The sequence below is a fragment of the Pseudomonas sp. WS 5010 genome (assembly GCF_012985565.1).
Lineage (GTDB): Bacteria > Pseudomonadota > Gammaproteobacteria > Pseudomonadales > Pseudomonadaceae > Aquipseudomonas.
The window spans coordinates 718,929-733,928 of the sequence record NZ_JAAQWQ010000004.1 but is presented as its reverse complement, the minus strand read 5'-3'; the positions used below and the strand labels follow the sequence as shown (position 1 = coordinate 733,928).

Annotated in this window: 13 protein-coding genes; 11 read left to right on the top strand and 2 right to left on the bottom strand. The window is 59.9% G+C overall.

Annotated features, from left to right (window positions below; all coding sequences use genetic code 11):
• The first annotated feature begins 6 nt into the window (after positions 1–6).
• From HBO11_RS16580 to HBO11_RS16530, 11 genes are all read left to right on the top strand, one after another.
• Positions 7–2,805 (top strand): LPS-assembly protein LptD, encoded by a 2,799-nt coding sequence (locus HBO11_RS16580; RefSeq protein ID WP_169953815.1) that lies wholly within the window; start codon positions 7–9, stop codon positions 2,803–2,805.
• Positions 2,786–4,120, top strand: a complete 1,335-nt coding sequence (locus HBO11_RS16575; protein WP_169953814.1) for a peptidylprolyl isomerase — start codon at positions 2,786–2,788, stop codon at positions 4,118–4,120. The genes HBO11_RS16580 and HBO11_RS16575 overlap by 20 nt, the downstream gene beginning before the upstream one ends.
• Positions 4,117–5,106, top strand: coding sequence for a 4-hydroxythreonine-4-phosphate dehydrogenase PdxA (pdxA, locus tag HBO11_RS16570; RefSeq protein WP_169953813.1), 990 nt, complete (start codon positions 4,117–4,119; stop codon positions 5,104–5,106). The genes HBO11_RS16575 and pdxA overlap by 4 nt, the downstream gene beginning before the upstream one ends.
• Positions 5,103–5,915, top strand: coding sequence for a 16S rRNA (adenine(1518)-N(6)/adenine(1519)-N(6))-dimethyltransferase RsmA (gene rsmA / locus HBO11_RS16565; RefSeq protein WP_169953812.1), 813 nt, complete (start codon positions 5,103–5,105; stop codon positions 5,913–5,915). The genes pdxA and rsmA overlap by 4 nt, the downstream gene beginning before the upstream one ends.
• Positions 5,916–6,046: 131 nt before the next feature.
• Positions 6,047–6,427, top strand: a complete 381-nt coding sequence (gene apaG / locus HBO11_RS16560) for a Co2+/Mg2+ efflux protein ApaG (RefSeq protein ID WP_076962233.1) — start codon at positions 6,047–6,049, stop codon at positions 6,425–6,427.
• Positions 6,427–7,278 (top strand): symmetrical bis(5'-nucleosyl)-tetraphosphatase, encoded by an 852-nt coding sequence (locus HBO11_RS16555; RefSeq protein WP_169953811.1) that lies wholly within the window; start codon positions 6,427–6,429, stop codon positions 7,276–7,278. Before apaG ends, HBO11_RS16555 begins: the two co-directional genes overlap by 1 nt.
• Positions 7,279–7,310: 32 nt before the next feature.
• Positions 7,311–7,640 (top strand): thiosulfate sulfurtransferase GlpE, encoded by a 330-nt coding sequence (glpE, locus tag HBO11_RS16550; RefSeq protein ID WP_169953808.1) that lies wholly within the window; start codon positions 7,311–7,313, stop codon positions 7,638–7,640.
• Positions 7,641–7,922: 282 nt separating this feature from the next.
• Positions 7,923–9,845 (top strand): PrkA family serine protein kinase, encoded by a 1,923-nt coding sequence (locus tag HBO11_RS16545; RefSeq protein ID WP_017739508.1) that lies wholly within the window; start codon positions 7,923–7,925, stop codon positions 9,843–9,845.
• A gap of 113 nt (positions 9,846–9,958) precedes the next feature.
• On the top strand, positions 9,959–11,230 hold the full coding sequence (locus tag HBO11_RS16540; protein WP_169953806.1) for a YeaH/YhbH family protein: 1,272 nt from the start codon (positions 9,959–9,961) through the stop codon (positions 11,228–11,230).
• The gene (locus HBO11_RS16535; protein ID WP_169953804.1) at positions 11,227–12,789 is read left to right on the top strand and encodes a SpoVR family protein; all 1,563 of its coding nucleotides are present in this window, start codon (positions 11,227–11,229) and stop codon (positions 12,787–12,789) included. Before HBO11_RS16540 ends, HBO11_RS16535 begins: the two co-directional genes overlap by 4 nt.
• 63 nt (positions 12,790–12,852) lie before the next feature.
• Positions 12,853–14,082, top strand: a complete 1,230-nt coding sequence (locus HBO11_RS16530; protein WP_169953802.1) for a multifunctional CCA addition/repair protein — start codon at positions 12,853–12,855, stop codon at positions 14,080–14,082.
• 18 nt (positions 14,083–14,100) lie between these two features.
• Here the strand turns inward: HBO11_RS16530 and folK are convergent, their stop codons facing one another.
• Positions 14,101–14,613 carry a 2-amino-4-hydroxy-6-hydroxymethyldihydropteridine diphosphokinase gene (folK, locus tag HBO11_RS16525; RefSeq protein WP_169953800.1) on the bottom strand — a complete coding sequence of 171 codons (513 nt, stop codon included), beginning with the start codon at positions 14,611–14,613 and terminating at the stop codon, positions 14,101–14,103.
• Positions 14,604–14,957 carry a dihydroneopterin aldolase gene (gene folB, locus HBO11_RS16520; protein WP_029296829.1) on the bottom strand — a complete coding sequence of 118 codons (354 nt, stop codon included), beginning with the start codon at positions 14,955–14,957 and terminating at the stop codon, positions 14,604–14,606. Before folB ends, folK begins: the two co-directional genes overlap by 10 nt.
• Positions 14,958–15,000 lie beyond the last annotated feature (43 nt).

Here is a 15,000-nt window from a genome sequence, read left to right as displayed (position 1 = left end):
AATAAGATGGCATTGAAATCCCCCGCGTTTCGTAGAAAATTTCCGTTGCTGGTAACCGGCAGTCTGCTGGCCATGCAACCTTTCGCCACCTCATTCGTGGTCGCCGCGGAACAGTATGACTGCTCAGTCTCTGCTTCGGGTGCCTGGGATTGCGCGCCAAAAGCCAGCGCAGCCCCTTTGCCACCGCGTCCGGTGCATGACGGCAGTGCCGTCAGCTCGGCCAACGGCACGCCGCAAGGCGAAGCTGGCGGTGCCGAAGCCGTGCCGCAGACCAAGCTGGTCACCGAATCCAAGGGCCGTGGCCTGCGCTCGCGTAGCGCCGACTACAGCCACCTGGACTGGGTCCCTCGCGAGAAACTCACCGCCGCGCAACTGGCCGAAACCGGTCCTTATTGCGCCGGTGCGTACATCGAGCCGATCCGTCCTGGCATGAACGACAAGACGGACAAGAGCGACGCGCCGACCTTCATCGGTGCCAAGGCCTCTCGTTACGAGCAGGAAACCCAAGTCGCAACCCTGGCCGGTGACGTGGTAATGCGCCAGGGCAGCATGCAGGTCGAGGCCGACGAGGCCAGCCTGTACCAGGCCGAGAACCGTGGCGAGCTGAACGGCAAGGTGCGTCTGCGCGACAATGGCGCGCTGATCGTCGGCGACCACGCCCAGGTCCAGCTGGACACGGGTGCGGCCCAGATCGACAACGCCGAATACGTGATGCACAAATCGCGCATCCGCGGTAACGCGCTGTACGCCAAGCGTGCCGAAAACGCGATCATCCGCCTCAAGGATGGTACCTACACCACCTGCGAGCCGGACAGCAACGCCTGGCAACTGCGCGGCAACAACATCACGTTGAACCCGGCCACCGGCTTCGGTACGGCGACCAACGCGACGTTGCGGGTCAAGAACATCCCGATCCTGTACACCCCGTACATCTACTTCCCGATTGACGATCGTCGTCAGTCCGGCTTCCTGCCGCCGAGCTTCAGTTCGGGTGGTGAAAGTGGCTTTACGCTGGTGACACCGTACTACTTCAACCTGGCGCCGAACTACGATGCCACGTTGTACCCGCAATACATGACCAAGCGCGGCATGTTGATGGAGGGCGAATTCCGCTACCTCACCAAGTCCAGCGAAGGTCAGTTCGGCGGCGCGTACCTGAACGATGACAGCGACGAGCGGAAGAAGCAGAGCGACTACGACAAAACCCGCTACATGATCAATTGGCAACACAAGGGTGGGCTGGATTCGCGCTTACTGACTGAGGTCGACTACACCAAGATCAGCGATCCGTTCTACTTCCAGGATTTGAAGTCCAATCAGATTGGCGTCGAGTCTCGTGAGTTCGTGAACCAGCAAGGCACTGCCAGCTATCGCGGCGATACCTATACCGCTCAGTTGAATTTGCAAGCCTACGAACTGGCGACGATCTCCCAGATCACCCCATATAATCGGTTGCCGCAGTTAACCATCAATGGCGCACTGCCTTACCGTCCTGGCGGGCTGTACTTTGCTTATGACGCCGAGGCTGTGCGGTTTGATCGGGATCTGAGGACTGGCAAAATCACTAACAAAGATGGTGGGCCTTTCAACGCAGACGGCACTGTAGGTGAAGATCGCCTCGATACGTATGTAAGAGGCCTGACTCGTGCCAACGGGACCCGGTTGAATGTGGCGCCCAGCGTTTCGCTGCCGATGACCTCAAGCTACGGTTTCATCACTCCGAAACTCAAGTATGCCTACACCAGGTACGATCTTGACCTTGACGGCAGCGGTAAAAAGGATATGGCTGACGCAGGGCTGAAATTCAAGAGCTCTCAAGATCGCTCCATACCAATCGCCAGCGTCGACAGCGGGCTATTTTTTGACCGCAGCACCCAATGGTTTGGCAAAAACTACACCCAGACCCTGGAACCGCGCCTGTTCTATCTCTATGTTCCAGAGAAAGACCAGTCCGATATCCCGGTATTCGATAGCAGCGAAACCACGTTCAACTACAACTCGCTGTTCCGCGACAACCGTTTCTCGGGCACTGACCGGATCGGCGACGAAAACAAACTGTCCCTGGGCGTGACCAGCCGCTGGATCGAAGAAAACGGCTTTGAGCGTCAGCGTGTGGCCATCGGCCAGGCGCTATACTTCAAGGACCGCGAGGTTCAACTGCCTGGCATCGTAGCCGCCGACCGTGCCGACTCGCAGTCGGACGTCTCGCCAATTGCCCTGGACTACGAGTTCCGCTTCAACCGCGACTGGCGCGCCACTGCCGACTACAACTGGGACACCGAGGAGCACGCCGCCCGTTCCGGCAGCGCGATGTTCCACTATCAGCCAGAAGACAACCCGAACAAGGTTATCAACGTTGGCTACCGCTATCGCAACGACCAGGTCGTCTACAACCAGCTGACCGGCAAATGGCAGTTTGGCGGCGATTACGGCACCGAAGGGCAGCCAGGTTTCGAGAAGGATTACTACAAAATCCAGCAACACGACTTCTCGATGATGTGGCCGATCGTTCCGCAGTGGAACCTGATCACCCGCTGGCAGTATGACTACGCACGCAACCGTACCCTGGAAGCCTTTGGTGGTTTCGAGTACGACAACTGCTGCTGGAAACTGCGCGTGATCAACCGTTATTGGGTTTCCAACGACGAATACACCCAGATCGCCCCGCAGAACGAAAAAGGCGACCACGGGCTCTTCCTCCAAATCGTCCTCAAAGGACTCGGCGGCCTGACTGGCGCCAAGGTAGAGAGCTTCCTCGACAAAGGCATCCAAGGTTATCGTGAACGTGAAGATCAAGCTTTCTGATTGTCTGCGCCCGCTGATGCTGGGCGCGCTGTTCCTGGGTACTGCAGCGGCACACGCTGCAGTGCAACCGTTGGACAAGGTAGTGGCCATCGTCGATAACGACGTGATCATGCAGAGCCAACTCGACCAACGGGTCAAGGAAGTTCAGCAAACCATCGCCAAGCGTGGCGGTGGCGTGCCACCGACCAGCGTCCTGGACCAGCAGGTGCTGGAACGCCTGATCGTCGAAAACCTGCAATTGCAGATTGGCGACCGTTCCGGCATCCGTATCACCGACGAAGAGCTGAACCAGGCCGTCGGCACCATCGCTCAACGCAACAACATGAGCATTGATCAGTTCCGCGCGGCCCTGGCCCATGACGGTTTGTCCTATGAGGACGCCCGTGACCAGATCCGCCGCGAAATGATCATCAGCCGTGTGCGCCAGCGCCGTGTGGCCGAACGCGTGCAGGTATCGGAGCAGGAAGTGAAGAACTTCCTGGCCTCGGACCTGGGCAAGATGCAGCTCTCCGAAGAACTGCACCTGGCCAATATCCTGATCCCGACGCCAGACAGCGCCAACGCCGAGCAGCTCAACGCCGCAGCGGCCAAGACCCAGGCGATCTATGACCGTCTCAAGGCCGGTGCTGACTTTGCGCAGATGGCCATTGCCCAGTCAGGCAGCGACAACGCCCTCGAAGGCGGTGATATGGGCTGGCGTAAAGCCGCTCAACTGCCACCACCGTTTGACCGCGAGTTAAGCGCCATGGAAGTGGGTGGCATCACCCAACCTGCGCGCACCCCTGGCGGCTTCATCATTCTGAAGTTGCTGGAGCGTCGCGGCGGTGAGGCTTCGTTGAAGGACGAAGTGCATGTCCGTCACATCCTGGTCAAGCCAAGTGAAATCCGCACCGAGGCTCAAACCAAGGAGCTGGCGCAAAAGATCTATGAGCGCATCGAAGGCGGTGAAGACTTCGCCACCCTGGCCAAAAGCTTCTCGGAAGACCCGGGTTCTGCCCTCAACGGCGGCGACCTGAACTGGATCGACCCACGAGCCCTGGTGCCCGAGTTCCAGCAAGTCATGAACGATACGCCGCAAGGCGTGCTGTCCAAGCCGTTCAAGACCCAGTATGGCTGGCACGTCCTGGAAGTCCTTGGCCGCCGCGCCACCGACAACACCACCCAGGCCCGTGAGCAGCAAGCACTGACCGTACTGCGTAACCGCAAATACGACGAAGAGTTGCAAACCTGGCTGCGTCAGATCCGTGACGAAGCCTACGTGGAAAATAAGCTCCCTGGCGCCGACACAACAGGCACCGACCAGGCAGCCCAGTGAAACCCCAGCGTTTCGCGTTGACACCCGGCGAGCCGGCCGGCATAGGTCCAGACCTGTGCCTGCTGCTCGCCGCGCAAGCCCAGCCTCATCCCCTGATTGCCGTTACCAGCCGTGACCTGCTCCTTGAGCGGGCCACGCAACTGGGCGTGGCTGTCGACTTGCTGCCCGTTTCGCCGGGCAACTGGCCCGACCAACCGGCACCCGCGGGCAGCCTGTACGTGTGGGACACCCCGCTGCAGGCCAAGGTGGTCGCCGGGCAGTTGGACAAAGCCAACGCCGCCTTCGTCCTGCAAACCCTGACCCGCGCCGGACAAGGCTGCATCGACGGTGACTTCGCCGGGATGATCACGGCGCCGGTGCATAAAGGCGTGATCAACGAAGCCGGTATCGCCTTTTCCGGCCATACCGAGTTCCTTGCCGAGCTGACCCACACCGAACAGGTGGTGATGATGCTGGCAACCCGTGGCCTGCGCGTGGCACTGGTGACCACTCACCTGCCCTTGCGCCAGATTGCCGATGCCATCACGCCAGAGCGCCTGGAACGCGTCACGCGCATCCTGCACGCTGACCTGCAACAGAAATTCGGCATCGCCCAGCCGCGAATCCTCGTGTGCGGCCTCAACCCCCACGCGGGTGAAGGCGGCCACCTGGGCCATGAAGAAATCGACATCATCGAACCCACACTAGAGCGTCTGCGCCAAGAAGGCATGGACCTGCGTGGCCCATTGCCCGCCGACACTCTGTTTACCCCCAAATATCTGGAGCACTGCGATGCAGTGCTGGCGATGTACCATGACCAGGGGCTGCCCGTGCTGAAATACAAAGGTTTCGGCGCCGCAGTCAACGTGACCCTGGGCCTGCCGATCATCCGCACCTCCGTCGACCATGGCACCGCCCTGGACCTGGCGGGCAGCGGCAAGATCGATACCGGCAGCCTGCACGTGGCCCTGGAAACCGCCTATCAGATGGCCGAGACCCGTATATGACCGAGCATTACCAACACCGGGCGCGCAAGCGCTTCGGGCAAAACTTCCTGCACGATGCCGGCGTTATCGACCGCATCCTGCGCTCCATCCATGCCAAGCCCGAAGACCGCCTGCTGGAAATCGGCCCGGGCCAGGGCGCGCTGACCCAGGGCCTGCTCAATAGCGGTGGCCAACTGGATGTGGTTGAGTTGGACAAGGACCTGATCCCTATCCTCAACCAGCAATTCGCCGGCATGCCCAACTTCAACCTGCACCAGGGCGATGCGCTGAAGTTCGACTTCACCAGCCTCAATGCCGCGCCCAACAGCCTGCGTGTGGTTGGCAACCTGCCTTACAACATCTCCACGCCGCTGATCTTTCACCTGCTGAACAACGCAGGGATCATCCGCGACATGCATTTCATGTTGCAGAAGGAAGTGGTCGAGCGCCTGGCGGCCGGCCCTGGCGGCGGCGATTGGGGTCGCCTGTCGATCATGGTCCAGTACCACTGCCGGGTCGAGCACCTGTTCAATGTGGGTCCGGGCGCGTTCAACCCGCCGCCAAAAGTTGACTCGGCCATTGTGCGCCTGGTGCCACACGCGGTTCTTCCGCACCCGGCCAAGGATCATCGCCTGCTGGAACGAGTGGTACGCGAAGCCTTCAACCAGCGTCGCAAGACCCTGCGCAATACACTCAAGGCATTGCTGAGCAACGCCGAGATCGAAGCCGCCGGTGTCGACGGCAGCCTGCGCCCGGAGCAGTTGGACCTCGCCGCGTTTGTACGCCTGGCGGACCAGCTAGCGATTCAGCCTGCACCCGCTGCCGACTGACCCATCGCCGGCAAGCCGGTTCCTACAAGGGTGGACATCAGGTCATACAGCATGTCTGGCCTAGTGCCCACCTCATGGCCTAGACTGATCCGCATCTGCTGTCCTCCGCTTTTGCTCTTAAGGCCTCTTGCATGTCCGATCCTCGCTATCAGATCGACGTCAGCGTCGTCACCCGCTTCCTGGCGGAACAATCCCAACCCGAACAGAACCGCTTTGCCTTTGCGTACACCGTCACGGTGAAGAACAACGGCCAAGTGCCCGCCAAGCTGCTGTCGCGTCACTGGGTGATCACCGACGGTGACGGCCATGTCGAGGAAGTGCGCGGTGCCGGCGTCATCGGCCAACAGCCCCTGATCGACAGCGGCGCCAGCCATACCTACAGCAGCGGCACCGTGATGACCTCCAAGGTCGGCACGATGCAAGGCAGCTACCAGATGCTTGCCGAAGACGGCAAACACTTCGACGCCATCATTGCTCCCTTCCGCCTGGCGGTGCCCGGAGCCCTGCACTGATGGCAACCTATGCTGTCGGCGACCTGCAAGGCTGCCTGGAGCCGCTCAAATGCCTGCTTGATCGCGTAGCCTTCGACCCGGCCAAGGATCGCCTGTGGCTGGTGGGTGACCTGGTCAACCGCGGCCCGCAATCCCTGGAGACCCTGCGCTTTCTTTATGGCCTGCGCGACTCCCTGGTCTGCGTGCTGGGCAACCACGACCTGCATCTGCTGGCGGCCGGCAATAACATCGAGCGTCTGAAAAAAGGCGACACCCTGCGGGAAATCCTCGAAGCCCCGGATCGCGCCGAATTGCTCGACTGGCTGCGCCGACAACCGCTCTTGCACTACGACGAGGGGCGCAATACCGCCTTGGTACATGCTGGCATTGCGCCGCAGTGGACCCTGAAAAAGGCCCTCAAGTGTGCCGCCGAGGTCGAAACCGTCCTGGCCGATGACACCCTGTTCGCCACTTATCTGGACGGCATGTACGGCAATGAGCCAGTGAAGTGGGATAACGATCTGACCGGCGTCGCCCGCCTGCGGGTCATTACCAACTACTTCACGCGCATGCGCTTCTGCACCGCCGAAGGCAAACTCGACCTCAAGAGCAAGGAAGGCGCCGACACCGCCTTGCCCGGCTACAAACCCTGGTTCGCCCACAAGGAGCGCAAGACCCGCGACACGAAGATCATCTTCGGGCACTGGGCCGCCCTCGAAGGTCACTGCGACGAACCCGGCGTATTCGCCCTCGACACCGGTTGCGTGTGGGGCGGGGCCATGACCCTGATGAACATCGACACCGGCGAGCGCCTGAGCTGCCAGTGTGAATCTCCCCTTCCCGTAACACTGCCCGCTGCCGCCAAGCGCTAGACGCCGCTTGCCGCACGCCCAAGGAGCCCGCCATGAGCGAATTCAAACGTATCCCTCCCGAACAAGCCCAGGCCCTGCGCGAGCAAGGCGCCGTAGTGGTGGATATCCGGGATCCCCAGACCTACGCCCTGAACCACATCAAGGGCGCACGGCATCTGGACAATCACAATATCGCCGACTTCATCCGCGCCGCCGACCTCGACGCACCCGTGATCGTGGCCTGCTATCACGGCAACTCCAGCCAGAGCGCGGCGGCCTACTTGGTCAGCCAGGGCTTCTCCGATGTCTACAGCCTGGACGGCGGCTTTGAGCTGTGGCGTACGACGTATCCTGCGGAAATTGCCACAGGCGATTCGCAATAATTTTTTTAAACCCCGCTACCCCGCGTGACGCTTGGGCTCGCGCCGTTTCTGACGAACGGTGCGCCCAAACTAATTAGGCATCTCGCCTTGACCTCCCGGATTCCCAACTATCATTAAGCGCAGGCCATCCAAAACAGGGGAGAGCCGGTACACCGGCGTGCGGGTCATCGGTAGCGTTTCAGGGTGTTCTGGGGGGAAATGGCCACGGCAAGCGCCACTGGCTGCCAGCATCGACTGATTGATCCGGCGTCGGCTCCACGTATCGAGCGAGGTGACGACGTCATGAGTATTTTTAGCCACTTCCAACAACGCTTCGAGTCCACACAGCAGGAAGAGCTCACGCTGCAAGAGTATCTCGAGCTGTGCAAAAAGGACCGCAGTACCTACGCGTCTGCCGCCGAGCGCCTGCTACTGGCGATTGGTGAGCCGGAGCTGGTAGACACCTCCAATAATTCGCGACTATCGCGAATATTCTCCAACAAGGTCATCCGCCGCTACCCGGCCTTTGAAGACTTCCATGGCATGGAAGAATGCATCGACCAGATCGTCTCCTACTTCCGCCATGCCGCCCAGGGCCTGGAAGAGAAGAAACAGATCCTCTACCTGCTCGGCCCTGTGGGCGGCGGTAAATCCTCCCTGGCCGAAAAACTCAAGCAACTGATCGAAAAGGTGCCTTTCTACGCGATCAAGGGTTCCCCGGTATTCGAGTCGCCCCTGGGCCTGTTCAACGCCACGGAAGATGGCGCGATCCTCGAAGAAGACTTCGGCATTCCACGGCGCTATCTCAACACCATCATGTCGCCCTGGGCCACCAAGCGCCTGGCCGAGTTCGGCGGTGATATCAGCCAGTTCCGGGTGGTGAAGCTCTATCCATCTATTCTCAACCAGATCGGCGTCGCCAAGACCGAACCGGGTGATGAGAACAACCAGGATATTTCGGCGCTGGTGGGCAAGGTCGATATTCGCAAGCTGGAGGAGTTCCCGCAGAACGACGCGGACGCCTATAGCTACTCGGGCGCACTGTGCCGGGCCAACCAGGGCCTGATGGAGTTCGTGGAGATGTTCAAGGCGCCGATCAAGGTGCTGCACCCACTGCTCACCGCGACCCAGGAAGGCAACTACAACAGTACAGAAGGCCTGGGCGCGATTCCGTTTACCGGCATCCTGCTGGCCCACTCCAACGAATCGGAATGGCACACCTTCCGCAACAACAAGAACAACGAAGCCTTCATCGACCGGATCTATATCGTCAAGGTGCCGTACTGCCTGCGGGTCAGCGATGAAATCAAGATCTACGACAAGCTGCTGTTCAACAGCTCCCTGGCCAAGGCCCATTGCGCACCCGACACCCTGAAGATGCTCGCCCAGTTCACCGTGCTGTCGCGCCTCAAGGAGCCGGAAAACTCGAATATCTACTCGAAAATGCGCGTCTACGACGGGGAAAACCTCAAGGACACCGATCCCAAGGCCAAATCGATCCAGGAATACCGCGACACGGCAGGCGTCGATGAGGGCATGAACGGGCTGTCGACGCGCTTCGCCTTCAAGATCCTGTCCAAGGTCTTCAACTTCGACCCCCACGAGATCGCCGCCAACCCGGTGCACCTGCTCTATGTCCTGGAGCAACAGATCGAACAAGAGCAGTTCCAGGCTGAAACCCGCGAGCGCTACCTGCGTTTCCTCAAGGAGTACCTGGCGCCGCGCTATATCGAGTTCATCGGCAAGGAAATCCAGACCGCCTACCTGGAGTCCTACAGCGAATACGGCCAGAACATCTTCGACCGCTATGTGCTGTACGCAGACTTCTGGATCCAGGACCAGGAATACCGCGACCCGGAAACCGGCGAGATCCTCAATCGCGTAGCCCTCAACGAAGAACTGGAGAAGATCGAGAAACCGGCCGGCATCAGCAATCCGAAGGATTTCCGCAACGAAATCGTCAACTTCGTGTTGCGCGCCCGGGCCAACAACAATGGCAAGAACCCTACCTGGCTCAGCTACGAGAAGCTGCGGGTGGTCATCGAGAAGAAAATGTTCTCCAACACCGAGGATCTGCTGCCGGTCATCAGCTTCAACGCCAAGGCCAGCAAGGAGGATCAGCAAAAACACAACGACTTCGTCACACGAATGGTCGAGCGCGGCTACACCGACAAACAGGTACGGCTGCTCTCCGAGTGGTACCTGCGGGTTCGCAAATCGCAGTAAGGCAGCGACAGGCGTGCGCTGCCGGGCCTCTGGCCTGGCAGCTGACCGCTTGTCTCTAAGCTTCCAGCTCGCGGCTTGAAGCTTGTAACGTGAAGCTGCCCGGAGGGCTCCCTATGAGCTATGTGATCGACCGACGCCTCAATGGCAAGAACAAGAGCACGGTAAACCGCCAGCGTTTCCTGCGGCGTTACCGTGACCACATCAAAAAGGCCGTCGAAGAGGCGGTGAGTCGCCGCTCCATTACCGATATGGAGCACGGCGAGCAGATCAGCATTCCCGGACGGGATATCGATGAGCCGGTGCTACATCACGGCCGCGGCGGTAAACAGACCGTGGTTCATCCGGGAAACAAGGAATTCACCTCCGGCGAACACATCCAGCGTCCTCAAGGCGGTGGCGGCGGCAAAGGCCCAGGCAAGGCCGGCAACTCCGGCGAAGGCATGGATGAGTTCGTGTTCCAGATTACCCAGGAGGAGTTCCTCGAATTCATGTTCGAGGACCTGGAGCTGCCCAACCTGGTCAAACGCAACCTGACCGGCACCGACACCTTCAAGACCGTACGCGCCGGCATCAGCAACGAGGGCAACCCCTCGCGCATCAATATCATCCGTACCCTGCGTTCAGCCCATGCCCGGCGTATCGCCCTATCTGGCAGCAGCCGCGCCAAACTCAAGGAGGCCAAGGAAGAACTGGCGCGATTGAAGCGCGAAGAGCCAGACAATTTCGGCGATATCCAGGAAATCGAAGCAGAAATCGAGAAACTCAGTGCGCGCATTCACCGCGTACCGTTTCTCGACACCTTCGACTTGAAATACAACCTGCTGGTCAAGCAACCCAACCCCAGCTCCAAGGCAGTGATGTTCTGCCTGATGGACGTTTCCGGCTCCATGACCCAGGCGACCAAGGACATCGCCAAGCGCTTCTTTATCCTGCTGTACCTGTTTCTCAAGCGTAACTACGACAAGATCGACGTGGTGTTTATCCGCCATCACACCAGTGCCCGCGAGGTCGACGAAGAAGAGTTTTTCTATTCGAGGGAGACCGGCGGCACCATCGTGTCCAGCGCGCTGAAACTGATGCAGGAAATCATGGCCGAGCGTTATCCGGCCAACGAATGGAACATCTACGCGGCCCAGGCTTCCGATGGCGACAACTGGAACGACGACTCGCCCATCTGCCGCGACATCCTGATCAACCAGATCATGCCGTTCGTGCAGTACTACACTTATGTGGAGATTACCCCCCGCGAGCACCAGGCCCTGTGGTTTGAATACGAGCGCATCGGTGAAGCCTTCGCCGACACCTTCGCCCAGCAACAACTGGTCTCGGCCGGCGATATCTATCCGGTCTTCCGTGAACTCTTCCAGCGCAGGTTAGTGACATGACCGCCAAAGAGCATAAGCGCCAACCCATTTCCACGGGGTCCGAATGGACTTTCGAACTGATCCAGGCCTATGACCGGGAAATCAGCCGTATTGCGGCCGGATATGCCCTGGATACCTATCCCAACCAGATCGAAGTGATCACCGCCGAGCAAATGATGGATGCGTATGCCTCGGTGGGCATGCCCCTGGGCTACCACCATTGGTCCTACGGCAAGCACTTCCTCAGCACGGAGAAGTCCTACACCCGTGGCCAGATGGGGCTGGCCTATGAAATCGTGATCAACTCCGACCCGTGCATTGCCTACCTGATGGAAGAAAACACCATCTGTATGCAGGCCCTGGTGGTGGCCCACGCGTGCTATGGCCACAACAGCTTTTTCAAGGGCAACTATCTGTTCCGCACCTGGACCGACGCCAGTTCGATCATCGATTACCTGGTGTTCGCCAAGCAGTACATCATGCAGTGCGAGGAGCGCCACGGGATCGATGCGGTGGAAGACCTGCTCGACTCCTGCCATGCCTTGATGAACTACGGGGTAGACCGCTACAAGCGCCCCTATCCGATTTCCGCCGAGGAGGAACGGTTACGGCAGAAGGACCGGGAAGAGCATCTGCAAAAACAGATCAACGACCTGTGGCGCACCATCCCCAAACGCGCCGACAAGAATAGCGACAAGGACAATGCGCGCTTCCCCGTCGAGCCCCAGGAAAACATCCTGTACTTCCTGGAAAAACACGCCCCGCTGCTGGAGCCATGGCAACGGGAGATCGTGCGGATCGTGCGCAAGATCGCCCAGTACTTTTATCCGCAGCGCCAGACCCAGGTGATGAACGAAGGCTGGGCAACGTTCTGGCACTACACCCTGATGAACGACCTTTACGACGAAGGCCTGGTAACCGACGGCTTCATGATGGAGTTCCTCACCTCACATACCAGCGTGGTCTTCCAGCCAGGCTTCGACAGCCCCTACTACAGCGGCATCAACCCCTATGCCCTGGGCTTCGCCATGTACCGGGATATCCGGCGCATGTGCGAACACCCCACTGAGGAAGATCGCCGCTGGTTCCCGGAGATCGCCGGCAGTGACTGGCTATCGACCATCAAATTCGCCATGAGCAGCTTCAAGGACGAGAGCTTCATCCTGCAGTACCTGTCACCCCAGGTGATTCGCGACCTCAAGCTGTTCAGCATTCTGGACGACGACCTCAAGGACGACCTGCTGGTACCTGCCATCCACGACGAAGCCGGCTACCGCACCATCCGCGAGACCCTGGCGGCCCAATACAACCTGGGCAACCGCGAGCCCAACGTGCAGATCTACAGCATCGATATGCGCGGTGATCGCTCCCTGACCCTGCGCCACCAGCAACACGACCGCAAACCCCTGGGAGAATCCACGGACGAAGTGCTCAAGCATCTGCACCGGCTATGGGGCTTCGATATCCACCTGGAGACCCTGCAAGGCGATCAGGTCATGAAGACCCATCACGTGCCGCCGCGCAACGAACATAACGACAACGATTACGGCCGCCTGGACCTGGCCGTGGTTCACCTTTGACGCAGCAATGCCTCCATTGACCGGCCGCAGGCGTTATCCTGTAGGGCTAATGGAGGCTTTTTCATGCAAATCTACAAAGTCGGTGGCGCGGTACGTGATCGCTTGCTCGGCATCCCCGTTACCGATATCGATCGGGTCGTAGTAGGCGCCACCACTGAAGAAATGCTCGCCCAGGGCTATCGCCCAGTGGGCTCTGACTTTCCGGTGTTCCTGGACCCAAAAAACAACGATGAGTACGCCCTCGCTCGCACCGAACGCAAAAGCGGTCGGGGTTATGGCGGCTTTGTGTTTCATGCCAGCCCCGAAGTCACCCTCGAACAAGACCTGATCCGCCGCGATCTGACTATCAACGCGATCGCCGAAGACGACGACGGCAACCTGACCGATCCGTACAACGGCCAGCGCGACCTGCAAGCCAGGGTACTGCGTCACGTTTCCCCGGCGTTCGCCGAAGATCCCCTGCGCGTACTGCGGGTCGCGCGGTTTGCCGCACGTTATGCCGGTCTCGGTTTCACTATCGCCCCCGAAACCCTGGAATTGATGCGTCAGCTCAGCGACTCCGGCGAACTGGAAGCCCTGACGCCGGAACGCAGCTGGAAGGAAATTTCCCGGGCCCTGATGGAAGATCAGCCACAGGTGTTTATCCAGGTGCTGCGCGACTGCCATGCCCTGAAAACCCTGCTACCGGAAGTGGATGCCCTGTTCGGTGTGCCCCAACCCGAAGCTCATCACCCCGAGATAGATACCGGCATCCACACCCTGAGCGTGCTGCAACAGGCGGCCCTCCATGCCCAACCCTTGACCGTGCGCTGGGCCTGCCTGCTGCATGACCTGGGCAAGGGCCTGACACCTGTGGATAAGTTGCCCCGGCATATTGCCCACGAGCAACGGGGCCTGAAGCTGATCAAAGCCGTCAATGAGCGCTTCAAAGTGCCCAAGGATTGCCAGGAATTGGCGCTACTGGTCGGCGAGTATCACACCCATGGTCATCGGGCACTGGAGCTGAAGGCCTCGACCCTGCTGGAGTTGCTGCAGAGTTTTGATGTCTTCCGTCGACCACAGCGCTTTGAAGAGTTTGTCGTCGCCTGCGAAATGGACGCACGGGGTCGCAAGGGCCTTGAGCAGCGAAGTTATCCACAGGCGGATTACTTGCGTGCTGCCGCGCAGGTGGCGCGGGCCGTGGCAGTGGCGCCGCTGCTGGAGAAGGGTTTCAAGGGCCCGGAGCTGGGCGAGGCGCTCAAGCGTGAACGGCTCAAGGCTCTGAAAGCCTACAAGGACCAACACTCACTGTAGGCGCTGGCGAGCCGGCTTCTACAGGTCTGGGGTGAGTGGGCGGCCACGCCATTCGAAGGCAACCGGTGCCAGTACCTGGTCGATTTGTGCATCCCGCCACAGCGCGGCAAATGTCTTGCCGACTTCAGGATGCACGCGTTCGGGTGCCATCAACGACAGCGGCCACAACACAAAGGCGTTTTTCAGGATTTCTGCCCGCGGCAACACCAACCCATCAAAATTACCGCTCAGGTCGCCATACAGCAGCACATCAATATCCAGGGGCAAACCCTTGCGATCCGGCGCATAGCGGCCATTGTCGGCCTCGATGGACTTCAGCCGGCGATCCAGTTCCATCAACGGCAAATCGGTGTACGCCGATACCACCAGATTGAAGAACGGCCCGCTCTTGATCCCCACCGGCTGACTTTCGAATACGGCAGAACAGCGCATATCGGTCAAAAAGCCATCCAACGCCTCAAGACCCGCCTGCAAACGGGCCTCGCGCTCGATATTGCTGCCAAGACCAAGGTAAACCTGAGTTAGCGACATCCGCGCTCGATCTCCACGCCCACGCCCTTGGCGGCCGGGACGGCACCGGGCTTGGTCAACTTGAGGTGCAGCCAGGGGATTTGGAATTCTTCCATCAAGACCTGCGCCAGGCGCTCGGCAAACGTTTCCACCAGCTGGAATTGCGCCTGCGCGGCAAAGGCCTGGATGCGCGTGGAAACACTGGCGTAGTCGAGGGCCAGGGTCAGGTCATCACCGGCTGCGGCCGGGCGATTGTCCCAGGCGAAACTCAGGTCCAGGCGCAGGCATTGACGGATACCTCGCTCCCAGTCGTAGGCCCCGATCACGGTGTCGACTTCCAGGCCTTCGATAAACACTCTGTCCAAGCACTCTTCTCCACAGCACGACAAGGGCGCAATGCCCCGTTAG

Excerpts from the sequence above, each read along its gene's own strand:
- HBO11_RS16580 (WP_169953815.1), top strand. The coding sequence starts at position 7 with ATGGCATTGAAATCCCCCGCGTTTCGTAGAAAATTTCCGTTGCTGGTA.
- HBO11_RS16535 (WP_169953804.1), top strand. The coding sequence starts at position 11,227 with ATGACCGCCAAAGAGCATAAGCGCCAACCCATTTCCACGGGGTCCGAA.
- HBO11_RS16530 (WP_169953802.1), top strand. The coding sequence starts at position 12,853 with ATGCAAATCTACAAAGTCGGTGGCGCGGTACGTGATCGCTTGCTCGGC.
- glpE (WP_169953808.1), top strand. The coding sequence starts at position 7,311 with ATGAGCGAATTCAAACGTATCCCTCCCGAACAAGCCCAGGCCCTGCGC.
- HBO11_RS16555 (WP_169953811.1), top strand. The coding sequence starts at position 6,427 with ATGGCAACCTATGCTGTCGGCGACCTGCAAGGCTGCCTGGAGCCGCTC.
- folK (WP_169953800.1), bottom strand. The coding sequence starts at position 14,613 with ATGTCGCTAACTCAGGTTTACCTTGGTCTTGGCAGCAATATCGAGCGC.
- rsmA (WP_169953812.1), top strand. The coding sequence starts at position 5,103 with ATGACCGAGCATTACCAACACCGGGCGCGCAAGCGCTTCGGGCAAAAC.
- apaG (WP_076962233.1), top strand. The coding sequence starts at position 6,047 with ATGTCCGATCCTCGCTATCAGATCGACGTCAGCGTCGTCACCCGCTTC.
- HBO11_RS16545 (WP_017739508.1), top strand. The coding sequence starts at position 7,923 with ATGAGTATTTTTAGCCACTTCCAACAACGCTTCGAGTCCACACAGCAG.
- HBO11_RS16540 (WP_169953806.1), top strand. The coding sequence starts at position 9,959 with ATGAGCTATGTGATCGACCGACGCCTCAATGGCAAGAACAAGAGCACG.